The 20,704-nt window shown below is 45.9% G+C and carries 27 protein-coding genes and 1 tRNA gene; 3 read left to right on the plus strand and 25 right to left on the minus strand.

All coding sequences use genetic code 11. The annotated features are described in order from the left end of the window. The 18 genes from VSQ62_RS27225 to VSQ62_RS27310 form a co-directional block, all read right to left on the minus strand. Positions 1–315 carry a hypothetical protein gene (locus VSQ62_RS27225; protein WP_334638145.1) on the minus strand — a complete coding sequence of 105 codons (315 nt, stop codon included), beginning with the start codon at positions 313–315 and terminating at the stop codon, positions 1–3. Further along, positions 305–1,078: a sigma factor gene (locus VSQ62_RS27230; RefSeq protein ID WP_334638146.1), complete on the minus strand. Its 774-nt coding sequence runs from the start codon at positions 1,076–1,078 to the stop codon at positions 305–307. The genes VSQ62_RS27225 and VSQ62_RS27230 overlap by 11 nt, the downstream gene beginning before the upstream one ends. 22 nt (positions 1,079–1,100) lie before the next feature. Next, positions 1,101–1,445 (minus strand): phage head closure protein, encoded by a 345-nt coding sequence (locus VSQ62_RS27235; RefSeq protein ID WP_334638147.1) that lies wholly within the window; start codon positions 1,443–1,445, stop codon positions 1,101–1,103. A 20-nt stretch (positions 1,446–1,465) separates the two neighbouring features. Continuing rightward, the gene (locus VSQ62_RS27240; protein WP_334638148.1) at positions 1,466–3,112 is read right to left on the minus strand and encodes a terminase large subunit; all 1,647 of its coding nucleotides are present in this window, start codon (positions 3,110–3,112) and stop codon (positions 1,466–1,468) included. A gap of 7 nt (positions 3,113–3,119) precedes the next feature. Beyond that, positions 3,120–3,473: a hypothetical protein gene (locus VSQ62_RS27245; protein WP_334638149.1), complete on the minus strand. Its 354-nt coding sequence runs from the start codon at positions 3,471–3,473 to the stop codon at positions 3,120–3,122. Positions 3,474–3,512: 39 nt separating this feature from the next. Beyond that, on the minus strand, positions 3,513–4,343 hold the full coding sequence (locus tag VSQ62_RS27250) for an AAA family ATPase (RefSeq protein WP_334638150.1): 831 nt from the start codon (positions 4,341–4,343) through the stop codon (positions 3,513–3,515). Between the two features lie 7 nt (positions 4,344–4,350). Next, positions 4,351–4,626 carry a head-tail connector protein gene (locus VSQ62_RS27255; RefSeq protein ID WP_334638151.1) on the minus strand — a complete coding sequence of 92 codons (276 nt, stop codon included), beginning with the start codon at positions 4,624–4,626 and terminating at the stop codon, positions 4,351–4,353. 14 nt (positions 4,627–4,640) lie between these two features. Beyond that, positions 4,641–5,876, minus strand: coding sequence for a phage major capsid protein (locus tag VSQ62_RS27260; RefSeq protein WP_334638152.1), 1,236 nt, complete (start codon positions 5,874–5,876; stop codon positions 4,641–4,643). A gap of 55 nt (positions 5,877–5,931) precedes the next feature. Continuing rightward, positions 5,932–6,507, minus strand: coding sequence for an HK97 family phage prohead protease (locus VSQ62_RS27265; RefSeq protein ID WP_334638153.1), 576 nt, complete (start codon positions 6,505–6,507; stop codon positions 5,932–5,934). Further along, entirely contained in the window at positions 6,494–7,720 is a 1,227-nt protein-coding gene (locus tag VSQ62_RS27270; protein ID WP_334638154.1) for a phage portal protein, read from the minus strand. The genes VSQ62_RS27265 and VSQ62_RS27270 overlap by 14 nt, the downstream gene beginning before the upstream one ends. Before the next feature lie 253 nt (positions 7,721–7,973). Next, positions 7,974–8,045, minus strand: a tRNA-OTHER gene (locus tag VSQ62_RS27275). Further along, on the minus strand, positions 8,036–8,827 hold the full coding sequence (locus VSQ62_RS27280) for a rolling circle replication-associated protein (protein ID WP_334638155.1): 792 nt from the start codon (positions 8,825–8,827) through the stop codon (positions 8,036–8,038). Before VSQ62_RS27280 ends, VSQ62_RS27275 begins: the two co-directional genes overlap by 10 nt. A 155-nt stretch (positions 8,828–8,982) precedes the next feature. Next, entirely contained in the window at positions 8,983–9,429 is a 447-nt protein-coding gene (locus VSQ62_RS27285; RefSeq protein WP_334638156.1) for a hypothetical protein, read from the minus strand. A 17-nt stretch (positions 9,430–9,446) separates the two neighbouring features. Next, positions 9,447–9,605 (minus strand): hypothetical protein, encoded by a 159-nt coding sequence (locus VSQ62_RS27290; RefSeq protein ID WP_334638157.1) that lies wholly within the window; start codon positions 9,603–9,605, stop codon positions 9,447–9,449. 20 nt (positions 9,606–9,625) lie between these two features. Beyond that, positions 9,626–10,387 carry a helix-turn-helix domain-containing protein gene (locus VSQ62_RS27295; RefSeq protein ID WP_334638158.1) on the minus strand — a complete coding sequence of 254 codons (762 nt, stop codon included), beginning with the start codon at positions 10,385–10,387 and terminating at the stop codon, positions 9,626–9,628. Further along, entirely contained in the window at positions 10,380–10,643 is a 264-nt protein-coding gene (locus VSQ62_RS27300) for a hypothetical protein (RefSeq protein ID WP_334638159.1), read from the minus strand. Before VSQ62_RS27300 ends, VSQ62_RS27295 begins: the two co-directional genes overlap by 8 nt. A gap of 3 nt (positions 10,644–10,646) precedes the next feature. Further along, positions 10,647–10,880: a hypothetical protein gene (locus VSQ62_RS27305; RefSeq protein ID WP_334638160.1), complete on the minus strand. Its 234-nt coding sequence runs from the start codon at positions 10,878–10,880 to the stop codon at positions 10,647–10,649. A 2-nt stretch (positions 10,881–10,882) separates the two neighbouring features. After that, complete coding sequence (locus VSQ62_RS27310; RefSeq protein WP_334638161.1) at positions 10,883–11,125, minus strand: helix-turn-helix domain-containing protein; 243 nt, start codon at positions 11,123–11,125, stop codon at positions 10,883–10,885. A gap of 158 nt (positions 11,126–11,283) precedes the next feature. On the opposite strand from VSQ62_RS27310, the gene VSQ62_RS27315 reads away from it, so the two are divergent. The 3 genes from VSQ62_RS27315 (at position 11,284) to VSQ62_RS27325 (ending at position 14,997) form a co-directional block, all read left to right on the plus strand. After that, positions 11,284–11,682 carry a helix-turn-helix domain-containing protein gene (locus VSQ62_RS27315; RefSeq protein ID WP_334638162.1) on the plus strand — a complete coding sequence of 133 codons (399 nt, stop codon included), beginning with the start codon at positions 11,284–11,286 and terminating at the stop codon, positions 11,680–11,682. Beyond that, positions 11,682–13,235, plus strand: coding sequence for a recombinase family protein (locus VSQ62_RS27320; RefSeq protein WP_334638163.1), 1,554 nt, complete (start codon positions 11,682–11,684; stop codon positions 13,233–13,235). The genes VSQ62_RS27315 and VSQ62_RS27320 overlap by 1 nt, the downstream gene beginning before the upstream one ends. 274 nt (positions 13,236–13,509) lie before the next feature. After that, entirely contained in the window at positions 13,510–14,997 is a 1,488-nt protein-coding gene (locus tag VSQ62_RS27325; protein WP_334638164.1) for a hypothetical protein, read from the plus strand. Positions 14,998–15,230: 233 nt separating this feature from the next. Here VSQ62_RS27325 and VSQ62_RS27330 read toward each other — a convergent pair whose 3' ends face one another. The 7 genes from VSQ62_RS27330 to VSQ62_RS27355 form a co-directional block, all read right to left on the minus strand. Beyond that, positions 15,231–15,752: a DUF5720 family protein gene (locus VSQ62_RS27330; RefSeq protein ID WP_160220077.1), complete on the minus strand. Its 522-nt coding sequence runs from the start codon at positions 15,750–15,752 to the stop codon at positions 15,231–15,233. 528 nt (positions 15,753–16,280) lie between these two features. Continuing rightward, complete coding sequence (locus VSQ62_RS27335) at positions 16,281–16,544, minus strand: helix-turn-helix domain-containing protein (RefSeq protein WP_502957860.1); 264 nt, start codon at positions 16,542–16,544, stop codon at positions 16,281–16,283. Continuing rightward, the gene (locus VSQ62_RS32550; RefSeq protein WP_350339936.1) at positions 16,484–16,645 is read right to left on the minus strand and encodes an RNA polymerase sigma factor; all 162 of its coding nucleotides are present in this window, start codon (positions 16,643–16,645) and stop codon (positions 16,484–16,486) included. The genes VSQ62_RS27335 and VSQ62_RS32550 overlap by 61 nt, the downstream gene beginning before the upstream one ends. A gap of 48 nt (positions 16,646–16,693) precedes the next feature. After that, positions 16,694–16,918, minus strand: a complete 225-nt coding sequence (locus VSQ62_RS27340) for a hypothetical protein (RefSeq protein ID WP_334638165.1) — start codon at positions 16,916–16,918, stop codon at positions 16,694–16,696. A gap of 79 nt (positions 16,919–16,997) precedes the next feature. Further along, positions 16,998–17,864 carry a DUF4097 family beta strand repeat-containing protein gene (locus tag VSQ62_RS27345; RefSeq protein WP_160220079.1) on the minus strand — a complete coding sequence of 289 codons (867 nt, stop codon included), beginning with the start codon at positions 17,862–17,864 and terminating at the stop codon, positions 16,998–17,000. Positions 17,865–17,967: 103 nt separating this feature from the next. After that, positions 17,968–18,708, minus strand: coding sequence for an ABC transporter ATP-binding protein (locus VSQ62_RS27350; RefSeq protein WP_160220080.1), 741 nt, complete (start codon positions 18,706–18,708; stop codon positions 17,968–17,970). Position 18,709: 1 nt separating this feature from the next. Further along, positions 18,710–20,608 (minus strand): FtsX-like permease family protein, encoded by a 1,899-nt coding sequence (locus VSQ62_RS27355; RefSeq protein WP_004070225.1) that lies wholly within the window; start codon positions 20,606–20,608, stop codon positions 18,710–18,712. Between the last annotated feature and the right edge of the window lie 96 nt (positions 20,609–20,704).

Consider the following 20,704-nt stretch of genomic DNA (forward strand, 5'->3'; position numbering starts at 1 on the left):
TTAATGCCTGCTGCCAGCGGCTTTTATTGCCATAATGCTCATACAGTAATTGGATAGCGCGTCATTTTTTAGGCGGTACAAATCTGAAAGGCATAGCCCATATTTTGCCATTAGCCGCGCCCTATGCCCTGCATACCGCTTTTCACGGTCAATAAAAAACTCCCTCAATACTTCCCGCTCCCTTTCTGAAAGCATTTGCAGTGCTGCTTCTATAACTGCTGCCTTTTGCCGTTCCTTCTGGTCGCTGCTTGCTTCCAGCTTCCTAAACTGTTTCAAGTCCTCTGCCGCCGTGTCCTTCATCTTCTCAAAGCCCATTTTCAAACCTCCCTATGTCGTCCATGATGTTTTCAAACCACCTATCCCAGTTTTCGCCCGCTATTGCCGCCTCTTCCGGGGAACTTTTAAATATATCCTGCTGCCGTGGCATATTCTTAAAATACGCCGTATGTAATGCCTGCAATGCCTTATCCTTTCTAAGCATGTGTAATGCCCTGTCCTCTGCCCTTGTAACCGCGAACTGGTCTTTGTAGCGCCTCCCGTCTGCAATCTCCGTCTTTGCCCGCCCATTGAAATATATTTCCTGTATTACATGCCTTTCCAGCTCCGGCAGCCTGCCGACTGCTGCCCTTACAATCTGCTGCATTTCCTTTTTCTCATAGTCTGCCTCTATGCTTCCGGCGTTCTCGTCTTCCAGCATGTCCAAAAGCTCTGTTTCGTGTCCGTCATTTTCCAATGTTACATTGAGCGAAGACGCAGCGGCGGGAAATATGCGCCTGTCACCTTCCCGCACGTTCCCGAACATTTCATAAACCTGTTTCTTATACTTGAAATTTATGTAGGAATTGAATTTATAGCCCTTTTCCGGGTCGTATGCCTCCACTGCTGCCAGCATTGCAAAATAACCGCACTGTATGAAGTCTTCCATATCAACAAAGGCGTTTTTTTCCATAACGCCACTGTATTTTGCTGCCAGTATGGTAACAGTGCGCCTGCACTGCCCCCAGAGTATCGGCAGCAGGCTTTTTTCCCCCGCCTTAATCCTTGCCGCCAGCTCTTCATTGTTTCTGCTTCCTTCCATGCCGTTCCTGCCCCCGTTCCTGTCACTCTTCTTTAATATCCGGTGTCTGGTCTGGGTTGGACTTGCAGTAAAGGTCAAGGTCTGTTTTGTATCCCTCGTGGTTGTCTATGCGCGTTATCTGGTAATACTTCCCGGCATACTCTACCAGCATATCCGTATCAATATCCGCGCGGTGGTTGACCGTAAATAGAACGTCTTCCGTTGCGTTCACGGTAGCTGCTGCAAAGAACTCTTTCCCGGAAAGCTGGCGGTAATACGCCCACAGCTTCCCTTCATGTATCGGCTTCCATTCCTCCACGCCGAACCCATTATCATTTACATAGCTTTCATATGACAGTATGCGTATTTTCTTGTCTTTCAGCTTCAATTTTCTTTCCCCCTGTCCTTTTACTGCGCCTCTAGGAACTCGTTATAATGCTCATACAGCCCTACATAGGCGTTAAGCAGGCTTGCCGTGCCGTCTATGCGCTGCTTTGCCGCTTGGTTCTTCACTGGCACTATGTTCCCGTTCCTGTCCTCCTGTACGCCCGTATTGGAAAGGCACCAGCGCAGTATAGGGTTGTTGTTATAGTTGATGCGTTTCGCCTGCAAGTCAGCGCCCAGAAACTGCATGGGGAGTGAAAGTGTTTTCGCGCCCTGCGCAACGCCTTTCATTTCTGTAAACCCTGTTTCCTTCATTTCCTCCACCCAGTAGGCGGCGCTCCACCTGTCATAATATACCCATGCCGGGAATATGCCGTATGTATTCGCCATTTCCACGAACCACGCCGTAACGTCCTTATAATTTATCGTGTTGCCCCTGCACAGCCGCACAAGCCCGCGCTCATGCCATTTATCATAGGGCAGCTTCTCTTCCTTTACGCGCCGCTCCATGCTGTCTTCTGGTATCCAGTACATCTGCGTGACAAAGCGCTTTTCTGTTTCCCGGTCAATCAGCAGCAGCGTTGCACATGTTAAATCCCGTGAGCTGGACAAATCCGCGCCGCCGATTGCATAACAGCCCCGGAACTGTTCTAGGCTAAAGGTTTCCTTGTTGGTTATATCCTCCAGCGACAGCCACGCCGTGCCTATCGTGTCGCGCACGTTAAAATCCTTTACCAGTATCCCCTTTAGGTCAACCGGGTTATTCTGCGCCCTTATTACTTTGTTCTGTAGGTCTTCCAGCTTCTTAATCGTTCCCAGCGCCGGGTTGGCTTTCTGCCACATTTCCGGGCGCGTCCATTCCTCCCGGCTGTCCAGCTCGTACATGATAGGCAGGAATGTTTCATCTTCAAAAATGCCGTCTGTCACATTGCAGGCATAGGAATACATATCATCAAAAATACATTCCCGGACAGTTCCCGCCGTTGTAATCATAATCAAAAGCGGCTGCTGTCTGGCGCTCTGTGACTGCTTCATTACTTCATATAGGTTTCTGTCCTTAATCCCGTGCAGCTCGTCTATAATGACGCAGTGGGAATTTAAGCCGTCAAGGCTTCCGCTGTCCTTGCTTAACGCCTCAAAGCGTGAGAACGTCGCCGGGAAATACAGGTCTGCTTTCCGTTTTTTCAGCGCCTTTCTAAGCGCCGGGCTTTGCTGCACCATGTTGTAAGCCTCATTAAATATAATCTTTGCCTGGTCGCGCTTTGTGGCTACGCTGTAGACTTCCGCGCCCGCCTCGCGGTCTGCTGCCAGCATGTATAGTGCAATCCCGGAAAGCAGCGTGCTTTTTCCATTCTTCCTGCCTATGTAGAACATGGTTTCCCGGTACTGCCGCAGCTTTGTTTCCCTGTCAACAAAGCCGAAAAGGGCAGAAATAAAAGCCTTTTGAAATAGTTCAAGCTCTACTTTCTTACCCGCCCATTCTCCTTTTGACTGCTTGCACAGTGTTTCTATAAATTCTATAGGTCTGTTCGCCCGTTTTTCATCAAATATATATTTCCTGTCTGTTTTCCCCGTCCGTTCTGCCAGCTTTTTGTATTGTTTTTTTACCCGTTCCGATACGATAACCCCGCCGCTTTCAATCGTCCGCCAGTATTCCGCGATATAGTTCACGCTGTCCTTACTCCTGCTTTTTTATGAACTCTAACAGCTCGCTTGCGCCCTTGTCGGTCGGTTCTGGTTTCGGTAACAGCTCCGTAAACTGGCGGTATATAAGGCTGTAACGCTGTATCATGGTGTTATACGTTTTTACGGCTGGGCTTTCCCGGTCAAATTCCTGCTGCCCCTGCTTGAAATGGTCTATTGCGCCGTTTTCTTCGATATGGCAGCGCAGCCCGTCCAGCGTTGTTTCCATGAAAGCAAGCTCTGTTATCAGTTTTTCTGCCACCGTTTTTCGGTCTTCCGGGACTAATTTTAAAAGCCTCTTTAGTTTGCGCAAATTCTTCAATTTTTCCGTATTTCCTGCCGCCGCCATTCTATCCCCTCCTAAATCCTGCTGCCTTTACCCCTCCCCTCATACGCGAACCCCAGAGGGGAAAGAAAAGGTTGCCTGCCCGCCGGTGTTTTCCCCTCCCTTTAATCCGCTTGGCGGGGGGATATAAACACGCTGCAAGGACTGTTTATATTTTTCGTGCCACTCTGCCGCAAGCCTTTCAAATTTCCTGCGGCTTCTGTTTCTCTGCGGGTCGTTCCTTATCCGTTGCAGGCATTCCTTTAGCGGCGTGTCTATCAATACCAGCTCCGCGCTAAGTTCCTGCGCTATCCTGCGCATTTCCAGCGCGTCTGCCGTAGCCGTCACCACAAAAGCCCGCTCCCACTTCCCGCGCCTCTGCTGTACGCACTCATAAAGCAGCCTGCGCACTTCTAACGCCGTCTGCAATACTGGTCTGAAATCCAGCCTCACGCCGCCGCCCTCGCCCATGAGCGCCGCACAAATATAATCCAAGTCAACAACTAAATCATTCTGCCCTTTGTGGCTTAATACATATGTTGTCTTGCCGCTGCCCGGACTGCCGCACACCAGAAACACATTAGGACTTTCTACTGCGTCGCCGTTCTCGTCAAAACCGATACCGTTTAATTTTGCTGGCTTCCCCCGGAAAGCCTTATCATCTTTCGCGTGTTCCTCCGCGTGGCACTTCTCGCATACCGCCTTTAGGTTTCCCCAGTCCAGCGTTATTTCCGGGTCGTTTATGTTCCACGGCGCTAAATGCCGGATATGGTGGACAATGCACGCAGCGCCCCCGCAGTCCTCGCATATGTAGTTTTTGCTGCTTAAATATGCCTTGCTTGTTTTCCTCCATTGCTGGCTGTCATAAAACACCCGTGCAAAATCCCTAGCCATATTCCCGTTACTCCTTCCTAACCGCTATAAGCGCAAGCGTCTTTAGCAGGCTGTCAATCGTCCTCTGTAGCTTTTCCGCGTCTGCGCGTTCCGCATTGTACCAGAGCATGAGTATAAACTTCCCTGCCGTATCCGCTAACGGCTGCCCTGCCTGCTGCTCTGCCGTTACGCCTGTTGTCAGCTCTATATAGTCTGGTATTGCAGACAACAGCCCCTCTATGATAGCGTCATTGTCTGCCGTATCCAGCCGCAGTATCTCCCGCGCCTGCTCTACTGTCAGCATACCCGCAGCCCCCTTTATGAAGCTGCACGCGTCAGCTTTACAAACGCCTCCGGCACAATCGGCTTGCAGTCCGCTATTGCCATTGCCCGGTAGTCAACCAGCCCTTTCTTGAAGCTGCTTTCCCTTGAAGCCTCTACCGTGATGCCCTCCGGCATGTTGTAGCCCATATAGTTAAAGTTTCCGAAAAGCGCGGTTTCGTCTGCGATATAATCATCAATGACTACAGGGAAGCCTAATATTTTCCCTATGCCCTCGTTTTTCGGGTCTGCAATGAAAACAGGTCTTCCGTTTGCGTCTACAAGCCCGTAAAACTGATTGTAGAGCGTTGCATTGTTCATAGCCCATGCCGCGCCGTTTGCATAGCCTCTTTTCAGCGCTGCAACTGTCTTTACCACGTCGGCATATTTAAGCCCCGCAGTCTTGCCGAATGTGAGGGCGTTCTTCCCGTCCTCCCATGTAATCCCGGTCATGATGCCCGTTCCCTGCCCGCTTCCAGTGCCGTTTACAAGGGCGCTTGCAATGCACTCCATAACGCTTGCATTAAGTTCCTGCGTCATATACCCTTCAAACGCTGAAACGCTCATTTTACGCGCCTTTTCACTGATAGAAAATACTTTCATAATCTCATACCCGTCAAAAGAAACGCTTGTTACTGCTGGCTCTTCCCCGTCAACTGCTGCCCCTTCCGTATGCCAGCTTGCCGCCGCTGTCGGCGTTCCGATAGGCACGGCTACTTTTGAGGGGATACTAAAAGCCCTGCACACGCTCATAAGACCGCCCATAGTCCGCGCTTTTTTGACTACCTCGTTAAGCGTCTGGGTAGGAAGCACTGCTGCCGTGCTTGCAGAATCCGTAAATGTGTCTGCCCTCTGGTCGCCCATTGCGCGGTTGTATGCCGCCTGTTCAAATTCCGTCAGCTTATGCCCCAGCAGTGACTTGAAAAACGCGCTCCTGTATTCCGGGCTGTTCAACACGTCGCCCTCCGTTGCCTCATGGCTTGCCCTGCGCTCAAAGCTCATGCCCGCGCCCGTGATAGGGTTGAACGCGCTGCGCTGGCTTCCCCCTGCTGCCTGCTGCTGTATGTTCTCTTTCGCCTGCGCAAGCCCGGAAAGCTCAATATTCAGTGTCGTTATGTCTGCCTCCGCGTCGGTTTCAATCGTTCCTTTGATTTCTGCCGCCCGGCGTTCGATTTCCTCCAATGTTGCGTTACGGTAATAATTAAATGCCTCTGCGATAGTCTTAAATTTCATTTTGGTTTCCTCCGTTTAATCCTTTTTGTGGCGGTGTCCGTTTTGGACACCTTTTCTAAATATCCTTCATCAATATTTTGTTTGCCTTTATGATTGCCGCCCGGCGCAGTCTTTCTGCCTCTGCCTGCCCGCTCATGGCAGAACGCGCCTCTACGCTTGTCTGGGGATATGCGGGGAAAGGCACAACGCTTATCTCATAGACCTTTTCTATTTTGTTTATAGTCCGTGTCCGTGTCTTCGCGTCGTAGCTGTCGCCGCCCTCCGGCACTTTAAAGGCGAATGACATTCCCGAAAGGTCGCCGCGCTTTACTGCCGTATATACGCTGTTTGCCTCCGGCGTGTCTGGTAAGTCTGCAACCATGCGCAGCCCTGCCGGGTCGTGTATGAGCTGCATTGTTTTTGGCGTGCGTGCAAGTGGCACTCTGCTTAAATCATGGTTGTAAAGCAGCCTTGCGTCTGAAAGGTCTGCACCTTCCAGCGCCCCCGCCCGTATCACCTCTATAAAAGCCCCTGCCGGGTCATTTATCTTTGTCGGCTGGTCGTAGACAATAGGTCTTCCTTCCAGCCTTAGGGCTGTTTCTGCGCCTGCTGCCGCATCTGCCCTTATCTCGCATATCCTAATTTCCTTCACTGCCTCCCGCCTCCTTTTCCAGTCCTGCTGCCCCGTCTTTCGCCATTTGGTACTTGTGCGCCTCGTCAGCAGAAACAACATTTAACGTCTGTAGCCTCTTCTCGCCGCCCTCCACGCTTGGAAGGTTCAATATTTCCAGCGCTTGGTTGACGGTCAGCAGCCCATACGGCATAAGTTCTTTTATTAAGTTTACCTTTGTGGCGTTGCTGCTGAATTGCAGCCGCCCGCTCTCAAACAATATGGAATTTCCGAAAGCCCGTTCCCGCTCATTGAATACCTTGCGCGTAAATTCAAGGCTGAACTGAACCGCCAGCGGCTCTATCGTGCTTTCATAAAATGCCGCCCACTGGTCTTCATTGTAGCTGCTGTTTACAATCGCCTCCGAAATCCCCAGATAGTCATAAATCTTTGTCTTTACCGCCTGTAGCTGCTTCTCGTCGATTGTATAGGGCTTGTTGTCCAGCGGTATATACTCCGATGCATTATCTATTACAGCTATGCCGCCGTTGTTGGATATCGTCAGATAGTCCTTTATGAAATTCTCCTGTATGTCCTTCAGCTTCTCCACGTTCGCAAGCTGCGTGCGCTTCAAGATGCCCCGGAGCTGTGCGCCGCTGTTTATCGCTGAAATGATGCCCTCATTCTGCGTATGCGCAAGCTGTAGCGCTGGCTCTAATGCCCCGTTGCTGTCGCCTAAAAGGTCGTTGCTGTTGAAGTTCCTGCGCATTTGTATCACGTCCGCATATGGCAGCACTACGCTTTTGCCGCCGGAAAAAAGGAACTCGCAGTACAGCGCCCCTGCTGCATCTGCCATAAATTCCACATGCGCCGCATTTAACGGGAACACGCCCACAAGCCGCCCCCGTTCGTCCTTCTGTAAGAACGCAAAGGCATTGTTGTATAGAAAATAATGCGTTGCCAGCTTATACAGCATGTCAAAGGCGCTCATATACGGGTTAGGCTCTATCTGTAGCAGGCGGTTTATTTTGCAGTCGCCCTCCGTGCGGTCATGGTCTGCATAGCGTATCACATGCGAACCTTTCAGCTTTGCCACGTTCCGCGCTATCGCGTCCACTGCGCCCCTGTATATGTCGTTTGCGTATGCGTCGCCGTTCCATGCGGAAAAAGAGCTGCCGCCGCCCAGTATCTCTGCGCGTTCCGTCCTCCCTTCCGGGGGCTTTGCCTTGCGGAATATCCGCGAAAAAATGTTCATTGCTTGCCTTTCCCTTCCTTTCCTGTTTTGTGTGGCTGCTCTGGCGGCGCTCTCTGCCTGTCCATGCCGCCGCCTCCTGTTCTGGCGTAATATTTACCGTGTTGGCTGCTTTTCACCTTAAAAAGCCGCAGAAAACCTGTTGACCGTCCACATACTCTCTAGCTGGTATGACCGCTGCTATTTTTATCACGGTATCCAGATACAGCTGTTAGCCTGCTGCCCTCTGGTGCAGGCTCGCCATGCCTGCTGCAAATGCGCCGTGCCGGAATCGAACCAGACACGCCCAGCAATAAGGCTGGCGCTCTAACCAGTGAGCTAACGGCGCTTTTTAGCTTTGGTCTTCCCCGCCTTTTTCCTCCCCTTCTTTGCTTTCCCTGTGTCCGCTATCTTCCTGCATTTATAGTGCTGGTATAAATTCCCCCAGCTGTCACAGCCTACTTTCCAGTCCGGCAGCAGTATATAGCCTTTCGGCGCTTCTGGTATCTTCCGCATGATGCTTTCCCTCTTGATTTCCTTTACCGTCACAATAGGGCGCTGTAAGTTTAGGCTTCCGCTCCAACTGCGCTTGTTTTTCCTTTTCCCTTCCGGCTCTCCCCCTGCCCCTTCCTTTTCCCCTTCCTGCTGCGTGTTCTTTGTTATGTATGCCGCCAAGTCCTTATAGTCGTTTGTCTTGTCCAGAATGGAAGAAGTGACGCGCCCCCGCCCCCAGAGCTTTACTAAATCCTCTAATGGTATCCCGTTCATTACTGCGTGTATGTGCCAGCGCCCCTGCTTCTCCAACGTGTACACATACTTTAATTCCGGCATACCTTTCTTTTTCACATACCGCCGCACCCTCTTGATGAAGTTGCGCCATTCCTTCCGCGCCGCCTCTTCCCCTATATCCTCCGCAAACGTGAATGTATTGAACTGGTCGCCCTGCTGCCCGTCAAAGTTTATGTATATCACCCTCCAAAGCTCATTTCCCGTCCTTATCTCATTCGCCTTTTTCTGTGCTGGCGTTGATTCCTTCTCTTTCTCCCCTCTCTGCGCACTTCCCCCTTTGGTGGAGTGGTAGCGCATGACCTCCATAATATCCCCTATGATGATTTTCTTTTCAGTGTACATATGTTTTCCTTTCCAGCCCCTCCCTGTAATGGTTCAGAAGATAACGTTATTTACAAGGTCGGAACTCCCCGCCGGAACTGCTAAAACGCTTGCAATCCTGCCGTACATATGCTATACTGAATTTGGTTTGAGTGCATATGTACGGCACGGAGCGTTTAGCGGTTTCCCGTTAGGCGCTTTTCTTTTTCCTCTTTCCCTATATCGAACTGGTGTTCTTTCATTTTCTCCCCCTCTTCATACCCCCAGCAGTACGCTTGGTAGAATGATTTTGAAAAGAAATAGTATTCCTCCGGCTTTACCCATTCCGGCAGCCTGTAAGCCCGCTTAAATTCCTTGTAGGTCATTCTGCTAAACTGCGCTGCTGCCGCCGCCAGCCCTGCACAGTGTATCTTTTCCGCAATTCTTCCAGCCATTGCATACGCTTCCTTCTCCCCGGCTGTCAGCTCCCTTTCATCATCACCGAAGCGGTAGGTTGTTACCCTCTCTTCCTGCCCTTGTTTCTGTCCTGCCAGTGCAATCATTCCTTCTTTCCGTCCTTTCCCCGTCTGAATATGTTCCGTGTCCTTCCTGCTGCCCGCAGTCGCATTTCTCGCCCCAGTCAAGGTTAGCGCCGCAGCGTTCACATTTCCTGTACATCATGGTTTTTTACTCCCTCCTGCGCGGTTTCCGGCTTTTCCGTGCTGCCTGCCCTCATTCCGATAGCAAAACAGTACAATAGACTGATTTCCTTTTCGCTCATTTTCCCTAACAATTCCTGCATCATTTCTATTTTGCTCATGGCTTCCTTTCCCTCCTGTCCTATATTGCAATCTGCTGTAACAATGCTACAATTTCCGGCTCATGCCTCCGCTCTGGCGGCAGCGTCCGCACGGCTTCCCTGCACTCTTCCCGCAGTATGACTATTTCCTCCGGCGTTTTCATTCTCGGCGCGACACTTTCTAAATATTCTTGATACGTTGTATCTGTACCCGGTATTTGTGCATCTAGGGAAACATTAAAATATGCCGTCCGTTTCTGCCTCATCTGGCTGCCTTGAATTGTCTTAAAACGATATTCCATAGCAAAGCCCGCATATTTTGAAAACTCCATGTTTCTCGTTATTCCTTCCTTTGATACCTTCTCCGCAGTTTCTACAAGCGTCAACAATGCCTCTCCTATGAGGTCTTCCATATCCATAACATTATTCCGGCATTTTTCTATTCTCCATGTATTCTTTTTGGCTATATATACTGCAAGGTATCTCACACTTTCTATAGCCTCGTCCCGCTCTTCGCGGCTGCTGAAAATATGTTCCTTTTCTCTTTCCCTTTTTTCTGCATGGTCTTTCTTTGCCCTCGCATAGTCTGGGAATACTGTTTCCGGCTCTACTTCCAGCACTGCTGCCAGCCTTTCTACTGTTTCCGCTTTTATACTCCCGTGCCGTCCGTCACACTTTAAATTCCAGATTGTTGATTCCCCTACGCCCGCCTGCCGTGCAAGCTCTTTTACGGTTATCCTTCTTTCTTTGCGTAGTTCTGTTATGTAATTAGGGTTGATATTCAATACAAAAGTTTCAGCCATTCTGCGCCCGCATATTCGCGCCCGCCTTTGCCTTTCTTTCCGCTCTTTTGTACTGTCTGTATATATCCGCAAGCCCCCTGCCTATGTCCTCACACGCTGCCTCTTCCCCGGCTGTCAGCCCGCTTTCCGGCTTTATTTCCTTTGACTGTATGATGCGGTACAGAGGCACGTTTTCCGCTACTGTGCCGTCCGGCGCACGCAATCCCATAACCGCCACTTGTTGAAGGGCTTCCCCCTCTGCTAAAAATCTTTTCATTGTCTATGCCTCCTGTTCGAGTGCTGATAACAACAGTTCAACCGGGTCATGCTTATTTAATTCTGTAATCAACATATCTTTCTGCTGTGCTGTCATATCTGGCGTATTTCCTATAATTTCTGCCACTTTCGCAAACAGCAGCATATATGCTTGGTTCTGGCTCATTCCTTCAAGGGGTGTGCCATTAAAAGCAGGCTCTTTCTGGTTAAATTTATTAAGTGCGTTTTGATAATCCATTCTTATACCTCCATTGTTTGTTGCCTATTTGGTGACTTTTGGGCTAAAAAAATATGAAAAAGTTCTAGCTCTGAAACTCCTAACGTTTTAGCCATTGTGTCAATCTCTTCCAAATTGGGTTGCCGTACACCGTTTGACAGTTTATTTACTTTTTGTCTTTCCCAGCCCATTTTACGGGCAAATTCCGCTTCGCTATCAAATTTTGAGTATATCAAACCGCGAAACGCCTTTACTTTTTCCTTCACTTTGTTAGCACCTCCTTTGTTGCCTGTTTGGTGACAACATAACAATATCATCAGATTTTCTGTTTGTCAACCGTTTGGTGATTATTTTTTTATTTTGTCTTTACTTTGGTTACAAAATATGCTTTAATAGATACATCAAAATATTAGAAGGTGGCTCTATGAACAATGAATTTAGTAAACGCCTAAAGCAAATAAGAGAATCTCGTAATATGTCCCAAGATGAATTTGCAAACTTGCTGGGAACTTCTAAGCAAGTTATTAGCAGATACGAAACCGCCCAACGTACGCCAAAAATAACAACTGTCTATGAATATGCAGAAAAACTGGGTGTTTCACTAGAGCAACTTACAGGATATGAAGCGTATTCGCTAGAGCCAGCAATAGAAATAAAAAATGAAGTATTTAACCTTATTGGTAGGTGGACACCATATCAAGCAAGGAAGAGACTCCCTCTTTTGAAAATATGTCAAGATTTATCTGAGGACGAGCTTATAGAGGCTGTCAATTATATTAAGTATCTTCAATCAAAAAGAACTAATACAAAGGGGGAAAAGTAATGCAGCAGACACTAAACGCCGTAATATACGCCCGCTATTCCTCACACAACCAGACAGAGCAAAGCATAGAAGGGCAACTGCGGGATTGCTACGCCTTTGCAGAACGTCAAGGGCTGCAAGTGGTAGGGGAATATATAGACCGCGCCATAACAGGGCGTACAGATGAACGCCCTGACTTCCAGCGCATGATTGCAGATGCAAAAAAGCAGCAGTTCCAGCGCGTGATTGTCTGGAAGTTTGACCGCTTTTCCCGTGACCGATACGACAGCGCCATATATAAGCACAAATTAAAACAGTGCGGCGTTAAAGTGCTTTCTGCTATGGAGAATGTCGGTGAGGGTGAAGTAGGCATAATCCTTGAAGCGCTGCTGGAAGCCAGCGCAGAACAATACAGCCTTGACCTCTCTAAAAAGGTTTTGCGCGGGCAGCGTGAAAGCAGAATGAAAGGCGTGTTTTTGGGCGGCTATTTGCCTCTTGGTTATAAGCTGGAAAATAAACGGCTTGTAGAAGATGAAAACACCGCACCTATAGCCCGCTATATCTTTGAGGAATACGCTAAAGGCGTTCCCAAAAAGAAAATTGTAGACGCTCTGAACGCACGCGGCTTAAGAAACAGTAAAGGGCTTCCTTTTGCCCTTTCAACCGTCCATTCTGTCTTGAAAAACAAAAAGTATATTGGAATTTATGAACATGGCGGGGAAGAAGTTGCGGGCGGCTGTGATGCCCTCATAGATGAAAGGACGTTCTACAAAGTACAAGAGCTAATGGACAAGCGGAAAGTTGCGCCTGCTGCCTCAAAAGCTACTGTAGAGTATCTCTTACAGGGGAAATTATACTGCGGGCATTGCGGCACTAACATGATTGCAGAAGCCGGACACGGAAAGAACGGAAAAACATACCACTATTACACTTGCAGGAAACGCAGAAGAGAGCATACTTGCGATAAAAAGAACGAAAAGAAAGGTTATATTGAATGGTATGTTGTAGAGCAAACTGTAGAATATGTCCTAACGCCGGAGCGCATAGAGTATATTGCCGCCCAGCTGGTAGCCCAGTATAAAAAAGACTGCGGGCTTGACCGCATACAGGCATACGAAAAGCAGCTTAACAGGATAGACGCAGAAATAAGCCGCCTTGTTGATACTCTGGCTGTATGCCCTGCTGCCGCCCGCCAGCCTATATTTGACAAAATGGAACAACTGGACACGGAAAAGGCGGCGGCAGAGCTTGACCTTGCCAAACTCCGCATATCGGCAAAGGTACAGCTTACAGAAGAGCAAATTGTAGAATGGTTAAAGCAGTTCTGCAATGGTGATGCGCTTGACATAGATTTCCAGAAAAGAATTATTGACACATTCATAAATTCTGTTTACCTGTATGATGATAAGGTTGTGATTTATTATAACATCAAAGGCGGTAAGCAAGTAAGCTATATTGATATGCTGGACAGTACCGAAGAACCGCCATTTTCAGAAGATGCGCAAGCGTCTTCTGGGTGTTCGGTTTTGAATTGCCTCGCCCAACCGAACATACATCGAAACCTGCCGTCGTAATGGCATCAATGAAATCGAAGCGTTGCAACGATTATGCGAAGGGAATCCTTATACGGTTGCCGAAATCTTCTCGGTCTAATCTTCCTAAAAACACATCAGAACATTGAAAGCGGTGTTGCAGCTCCGCTTTATTTGTCGATCCATCAAACCGACTGTGAATAGTAACAAAAATCACCCACTTTTTTCTCAAAACCACTTGACAAACCAATCAAAAAATGCGGCGCTTCGCGCCCTTGATCAAAAAGTACATTTTTTTGATTGGAGGCGATTTTTGATGTTACCTGATAACTCTGGCGGTCATGCCGCCTTTCAGGATACTTTCGTATCCCAGTTCCATAAATTTTACCCGGACCCCTTTGTGCTTCCCAAAAGCACTTGGGATTATATCGTGCAGTTCTGGTATCTTGATCTTTCCAAGACGGATTCTATCATGCAGGAATGTTACTCTGTTTTTGGTCCGGAACCAAGGCTCCCTTCCTGCATGCTGCGCTCCTATCTGCTTGCTTTGAAACTGAAAGTTACTTCCATCACTGTCTGGTGCCGCATGCTTAAGGAAACTCCGCTTTATGCCATCCTCAGCGGTTTCTCTTTCGGGAATACCCCTGGTGTCGGTACTTTTTATGATTTCTTTTCCCGCATCTGGCAGCATGACTCCAACAACCTTTCCCCGAAAGACCGGTTCCCTAAGATAAAGAAAACTCCCAAAGGCAAAAAGAAAGGCGATAAGACTCCCTGCGACTCTTCCAGCATGGCCTCCAAGCTTCTTCCCCTGCTGGAACGCTGGCAGTTAAAACCGCAAAATCCCTTCTTCCTTATTTTCCGGCTTTATCAGCAGCAGTTCCTGGACCAATCCATCCACAGGGGGCTGATTAATCCCCGGCATCTGGCTCTTGTCGGTGACGGCACCCCTGTCCGTACTGCCGCACAGCAGCGGAAAAAGCGCATTTGCCATTGTAAGGAGAAAGGCCGTTCTTCTTGTGACTGTAAACGCCATTATTCCCAGCCCGACTGTAACTGGGGATGGGACTCCCACCGGGAATGTTATTTCTTCGGCTACCACCTCTACATGTATGTGGCTTCCGATTCCTTCAGCGACCTCCCTGTGTTTCCGCTTTTAGAACGGGCCTCCCGGCATGACATGCTTTCCTTCCTGCATTCCTTTTTCACCATGAAAGCGTATCTTCCGGAATTACAGATTGAAAAGCTCCTTCTGGATTCTGCACACGACGCTTACCCTGTTTATGAATACTGCAGGCTGGAACATATCACACCGTTTATCGACCTCAATCCCGGACATACCGGGCATTTTACCTATAAGGACGATTTTACAATCGATGACGATGGTGTCCCTGTCTGTAAGTTGGGCTTACGTATGCATAAAGACGGATATGAAGCTGCCAAACACCGGGCAAAATATCGCTGTCCAAAATCAAACCGGAAACGTGGCTGCTTCTGTGAACACCCTTGTTCACCGGCGAAATATGGTAGAACCGTACACATCTTTACTGATGACAATCCAAGGTTATTTAACATACCGCCAAGGGACTCTAAAGCGTGGGAAACGGAATATGATAGAAGAACTTCCGTGGAGCGCTCCAACAAGCGCGAGAAAGAGGACTATAAATTAGAAGACGGCAGGTACCGCTCTACGAAGATGTGGTACTGCCGCCTCTACGGCATCATGATGCTCCAACACCTTGATGCCTGGGAAATGCCCTCCGTCAAGGCATTTCAAAAATCATTCTTAGGTTTAGACGCCTAATAATGATATATTAAGCGATTCCATAAGATTTTTCAAGGCATAGTATCCGCTATGTCCAATGTTTATGTCCTTTTTTCTCTAATTTCTTTTCCTGCACCATATTCAGTTGTCAATCTTCGGTTGGAATCTCATTCATTGAGATTCCGAGAAGTTATCAATATTTTTTTCAGGTTTTCAATTCCCCTGCTGCGTTTTTCCACATTTTTTTAGTTCTTATTTTTATCATGGGACTGTTATCTGTCATATTCCATTTTCTTATCCGGGTGCAGTTTCCCGGAAACTACCGCCGCATGGCTGCGAATTTTGATTTCCCCACGCTTTTCACTTTCTATGGCATTGCGGTATCTCCCGTCTGAGAGGAAGAAGCGATATCTCTCCCCTTTAAATCCTACGGGGCTGTCATTATTCAGCACATCAAGGACGATCATATGTCTTGTGTCCGGCTGGAACCGTTCCCGCCCTGACAGGTCATGCCCCTGTAAGACCGGCTGTTTCAACCGTTCCTTTGCTTCATTCAGTCTCCGCAGGACGGAATTTCTGCCCTGTCCTATGAAATGTGCCTTATTGTCCGCTATAAACCGGCTGCATTCCGGTTCTGGAAGTTTTTCCAGTTTGTCTGCGGCATTCCTTATGATAATCCGTGTCATGTCGTCCCCGGCTGCTGACTGCCCGTCCCTCATGGCTTTCACTGTGTCCTCTTTTGTTGTCGCTTCATATTTGTAAACCATCTCCAATTCACTCTTTGTAAACCTCATGAATCCCTCCTTGCTTTTTTTCATAATGCCTGATCAGGGGAAGCTGTTTTTTGCTTCCTACTATATAAGCCGATTGGAGAACGCTAATGGGAAAGGAAATGGGATTATTTTTGGAAGTTTTTTTATTTTCCGTGATGTAAGACAATCACGCTGCGACTATTTTTAATAGGAGCCAATCTGCATATTTGGAAAATATGCATGAACTGAGGGCATGGGGAAACAGAATCCCCATCAAGGTTGCCGGGTAAGCAAACCCCACAAAGTGGGTTTTGAGTTACTCTGGCGAAACTTGCTCTTGGCTATACACTTCCCACTACCAGGGTGTGTCACGGACTTTCACCGATTAGATTGCGCCCATACTGGGCGCACATAAAAAACGGCAAACCCTTTCCTACATGGATTCGCCGTTTTAAGCCTGCCATTGCGCAAACATTCTCCTATGATTCTGTTTTTAAATTCAAAAAGCAGTGAATCTTGTAGACTTACTGCTTTCTTACATTTATGCAAAACAACGTTTTATTGTTAGATCTATTCTTTATCAAAACGGAATTTCAATATACCGTCTATTAACCGTTCCCTTACATGGTTTTCTACATCTGTATTCACATAACCATCCATTTTTGAAAAATATCGGATATATCCACCATAATGTTCTAATACTGTTTCGATTGCTCCCGGATCACCATTGGCAGCTTTTACAATCGTTCCATACGAAATAAGATTCTTTCCCTTCATTCCTGTTTCACCATTTCTCTTTTTAGCTGCTTCATTACCGTCTGCATCCTGCTCCAAACGCTACTATGTGCCTGACCATAATACCCTGCAATTTCCTGGTAAGTATAATGTTTAAAAAAATATAAGAATACAATTTCTTGTTTCTCCCTTTCCAACAAAGATAATGCCTTGGAAAGCCGCTCATTTTCTAAAATTACAGTATGTCCTCAAAGCGACAGCGGATGTCTGGCTTCTATTCCATTCTCAAATCCCCCACAACTATATGCTGGTATCACTCCTGATTCTACTAAATACTCAAAAGATATTTCCTGCTTCCATCTTTTAGAAACTTTGCTCTTAGCTTCTGCTGACGCATGGCGAATGATGATCTTACATAAGGCATTAAACTCATGCTCAATGCGTTCTTGATATTGTTCAGTGATATTTTCCACAACACATTCCTTCACTTCATCAAAATAATGCCGTCTAAATCTGATAAGGATATATTCACAAAACTGTTGCTGTCCGCTTCTAGTCTATCATGATATCCCCACATTTCGACACAATCGTCAGGCAATCATCTGAACCTTTTACCTTTCTCTCAAAATATGCTTTCTCATCATTTTCCGATAACTTTCCTCCCAGTTTCTCGGACACTTCTATATCCATCTCTGAATTGGCATAAATTGAAAGCATATCCTGGGATGATGGATTCAGTTCCAAAGAAAAATCCCCATTCTCCGTTTGCATTTGGATATTTTGAGATAATTTCACATTCTCTGCCACAATATCTCCATTAACTAATATAATATTTCCGCCCTCTATTGTCATATCAAAGAAATCTAAATCTCCCTCATCCATATGAATGTCTGCTGGTTTTACATTGAGTCCATGGAGTTCCATATCGCCTTCCCCCATATTTGTCATCAACTTAATTTCCGCATCAAAAGGAACATATAATGTTACAACACTGGTGTAGTCAGTTTTTTTCGTTTTCAAGTTATTGCTAATACCATCAACAAATACTCCGTTATAATAAGTTGCCGGCTTAGCATTTTTCTCTTTCAGGATAAGAACTCCATCCTGTATATTGACTGTCAATGGGGGTTCGTCGTTTTTGCCACTGATATTGTATTCAAGATAAAAACCGTTATCTTCTGATAAACGAACGATAAAATCTACATGGGTTAAATCTGCTCTCACTTCTTCTCCATCATAATCCAACGGTAATTTCTCTTGTTTATATATCTCTGCATCCATTTCAGAAATGAGCCTAGCATCTTCTAAAATCTCCCTTGGTGCCTGATTAGCAGTGCCTTTTATAGTACACCCAGATATCAAAACAATTGTCAGATAAAAAGCCATTCCTGCCAATAATCTCTTTGATGTTCTCTTCATTACAATCCCCTTCCTTTCACCTTTTCCACTCAATTACCGATTTATATCATCAAAGTAATGTTATCTCAATCTGATACAGATATATTCATATTATTTTTTGAAATTATGTTTTTTGAGCATCCTGAATTGCTCCGAGATATTCTTCCCTGCTCCTTGCTCCCCGATATATCTCATAAGATATTTTTCCATTTTCCAAAAACAAGATACGGTTACAATAGCTTGCAGAAAATGAATCATGTGTAACCATCAAAATAGTTGTCTTAAATTTCTTATTGATTTCTAAAAGCAATTCCATTAAATTTTCTGAATTCTGTGGATCAAGGGCACCTGTCGGTTCATCAGCTAAAATCAATTTAGGATTATTTACGAGCGCTCTGGCACAGGAACATCTCTGCTGCTGTCCGCCGGATACTTGATATGGATATTTGTTTCCAGCTTCCTTGATTCCCAATATATTTATGATTTCTTCCGTTCGTTTTATGATGTCGTTACTTTTTTGTTCATTAAGGATCAGCGGCATATAAATATTTTCCTGCAATGTCATAGTATCTAAGAGATTGAAGTTCTGGAAAATGAAACCTAAATTTTCCTTCCTGAATTCACTTCTAACGTCCTCGCTCATTTTTGTAATATCTTTTCCCTCAAAATATATGTGCCCTGCCGTAGCTGTGTCAATGGTGGCAAGCACATTCAACAAAGATGTTTTACCAGAACCGGATTCCCCCATAATCCCAATAAATTCCCCTTTTGATATTTCAAAGCTGACTCTGTCTACCGCTTTTGTAATGATTCCTGAACTCCCATAATATTTCTCAACATCTTCCACCTTGATATATGCTTCCATCCTATATGTTTCCTTCCTTTCGATGATGAATATTTCTCCTAAAAAATATATCCGTAAGTATAAAGTAAATCATGTACAGCATTAAAATCCATAAGAACGACAAGAACACATATTTTACCCATACCGCACGAAGTCCCGTAGCCAGAATAAAACCTTTGCTTGCATGGTTCGCAATCAGACATCCGGGAATAAGCGCCATACAAAGCGGAATCAGATAATTAACTGCCAACTGTTCATGTATCACCGTATCAATTTTTGTTTGATTCATTCCCAGTTTTTCTAAAAGCAGGTAACGGCGTCTGTTTGATTCCGAAGTGCTGATCAGATGGGATGCAAGGAAAGAAATTGCCACGCATAAAAACACGATACTTACATAGGCAAACGCAAATATAAATGGCACAAGCGTTGCTTTCAATTCTGTTTCCACCTGCTTTTTCAGCAAAATCGGACTGACATATAAAATACTGTGGTTACTGCCCCAATAAAGCCCGTCATTTCCACTGGACGCATCATCTAATTTATCAAACACTGTTCCTGCAGCCTGTTTCTTTATAGATGCCGCAAATACAGAGTAATATGGTGTCATATGATTTGCCGCATCATCCGGGATTACCAAAACATAGTCAGCTCCATTATGTCCATTCTGTTCAAAATCTACAGTACTGATTTCTTTGCAGTGCAATTCTTTTGTATCACATAGCAGCGTCCTGCTTCGGATTTCATTAGTAAGTTCAGGTTCTAACCTTCTTTTAATCTGTAAAATATACTCATCTGCCCGGAGTTCAACAGGCTTCTGGCCAAGCATTTTCCGAAGTATGTTATAATCGCTCACTTTCATATAAGTATCATATGCATAGTAGACATCATATCCCTCTTCATCAGCGTCTAGCTTTTCTGCATCAAATGCACCTTCTTCACTGATAAATCGATCTCCAAAATACATCAGATGTGTATAAAGCCATTCATTCATCATACTGACGCCATTTTGATATATCACATATTCATGGGATTCCTGTATTCCAGTTTCACTTTCTAATATATCTTTTTCACGCTGGAATTCAGGTTTGGGGGCTTGATGATATATCATGACATCAAACGGATATTCCGAATCAATCTGGTGGTTCTGATAATCGGTATACATCATGGCAACTGTGCTTCCTGAAATAGAAACAACTAAAAGGGACATAACAAATATGATTATTTTCCGCATAGAATATAGTTCAGATTCTATTGCCCTGCATAAAAATAGCCGGTTTCCTTTCAAAAGCCATTTTTTAGTTCTTTTCCTTTGCTTCTTCTTTCCAGATATTTTTTCATCGGCTTCATTTATCCTCTCCATTTCATTTAACTGACGGATATTCATTTTGGAAAATTGTTTTCTCACCTTAAGCAATGCGGCTAAATAACAAAATAAATATAAAGTTGCTGTCAAACACACCGTTACAAGCTGAAAATCCATTTTAAGCACATATTCCGTCCGGAACATATGGAAAAAAATTACCATCAAAAACTGTTTCAGCAATTCCCCTGCCAGGATTCCAGGTATATATGCCATTCCAGCCATAAATACCGTTTCTTTTCGGAAAATCTGAAATACCTCTGTTCCTTTCATGCCAAACAGCATATACAGCCCGAATTCCCTGCTGCGGATTTTCAGCGATTGCCGCATCATATATTGGATCAGCCACGCCGTAATCATAACAATCAGTACAGATGCTATTCCTAAAAACACCGCCAGAACCGATGCCGTTTCGCAGGCTCTCCTGACATCTTCTGAAAAAAACAGAGAATTAAACGCAAACATTAGCGCTGCAATCAATATCATTGTAAAAAAATATACTGGCTCTCTTATAATCGCAGTCTTTACATTTCTCCTGGCCAACTGATTTTTGCTTAACATTTTTATCCTTCCTTTATGTCTCTTCCTGATGCAGTCAGTATAACACTGCTCCCTACAGATTACCTATTGATTTTCATTACCTGAATCTTACAATTT

The organism is Sporofaciens sp. JLR.KK001, from assembly GCF_036941055.1.
Classification (GTDB): domain Bacteria; phylum Bacillota; class Clostridia; order Lachnospirales; family Lachnospiraceae; genus Sporofaciens.

Excerpts from the sequence above, each read along its gene's own strand:
- VSQ62_RS27270 (WP_334638154.1), bottom strand. The coding sequence starts at position 7,720 with ATGAACATTTTTTCGCGGATATTCCGCAAGGCAAAGCCCCCGGAAGGG.
- VSQ62_RS27305 (WP_334638160.1), bottom strand. The coding sequence starts at position 10,880 with ATGGATTATCAAAACGCACTTAATAAATTTAACCAGAAAGAGCCTGCT.
- VSQ62_RS27320 (WP_334638163.1), top strand. The coding sequence starts at position 11,682 with ATGCAGCAGACACTAAACGCCGTAATATACGCCCGCTATTCCTCACAC.
- VSQ62_RS27245 (WP_334638149.1), bottom strand. The coding sequence starts at position 3,473 with ATGGCGGCGGCAGGAAATACGGAAAAATTGAAGAATTTGCGCAAACTA.
- VSQ62_RS27230 (WP_334638146.1), bottom strand. The coding sequence starts at position 1,078 with ATGGAAGGAAGCAGAAACAATGAAGAGCTGGCGGCAAGGATTAAGGCG.
- VSQ62_RS27300 (WP_334638159.1), bottom strand. The coding sequence starts at position 10,643 with ATGAAAAGATTTTTAGCAGAGGGGGAAGCCCTTCAACAAGTGGCGGTT.
- VSQ62_RS27260 (WP_334638152.1), bottom strand. The coding sequence starts at position 5,876 with ATGAAATTTAAGACTATCGCAGAGGCATTTAATTATTACCGTAACGCA.
- VSQ62_RS27350 (WP_160220080.1), bottom strand. The coding sequence starts at position 18,708 with ATGGAAGCATATATCAAGGTGGAAGATGTTGAGAAATATTATGGGAGT.
- VSQ62_RS27295 (WP_334638158.1), bottom strand. The coding sequence starts at position 10,387 with ATGGCTGAAACTTTTGTATTGAATATCAACCCTAATTACATAACAGAA.
- VSQ62_RS27315 (WP_334638162.1), top strand. The coding sequence starts at position 11,284 with ATGAACAATGAATTTAGTAAACGCCTAAAGCAAATAAGAGAATCTCGT.
- VSQ62_RS27355 (WP_004070225.1), bottom strand. The coding sequence starts at position 20,608 with ATGTTAAGCAAAAATCAGTTGGCCAGGAGAAATGTAAAGACTGCGATT.
- VSQ62_RS27345 (WP_160220079.1), bottom strand. The coding sequence starts at position 17,864 with ATGAAGAGAACATCAAAGAGATTATTGGCAGGAATGGCTTTTTATCTG.
- VSQ62_RS27325 (WP_334638164.1), top strand. The coding sequence starts at position 13,510 with ATGTTACCTGATAACTCTGGCGGTCATGCCGCCTTTCAGGATACTTTC.
- VSQ62_RS27255 (WP_334638151.1), bottom strand. The coding sequence starts at position 4,626 with ATGCTGACAGTAGAGCAGGCGCGGGAGATACTGCGGCTGGATACGGCA.
- VSQ62_RS27280 (WP_334638155.1), bottom strand. The coding sequence starts at position 8,827 with ATGTACACTGAAAAGAAAATCATCATAGGGGATATTATGGAGGTCATG.
- VSQ62_RS27330 (WP_160220077.1), bottom strand. The coding sequence starts at position 15,752 with ATGAGGTTTACAAAGAGTGAATTGGAGATGGTTTACAAATATGAAGCG.
- VSQ62_RS27290 (WP_334638157.1), bottom strand. The coding sequence starts at position 9,605 with ATGAGCAAAATAGAAATGATGCAGGAATTGTTAGGGAAAATGAGCGAA.
- VSQ62_RS27250 (WP_334638150.1), bottom strand. The coding sequence starts at position 4,343 with ATGGCTAGGGATTTTGCACGGGTGTTTTATGACAGCCAGCAATGGAGG.
- VSQ62_RS27225 (WP_334638145.1), bottom strand. The coding sequence starts at position 315 with ATGGGCTTTGAGAAGATGAAGGACACGGCGGCAGAGGACTTGAAACAG.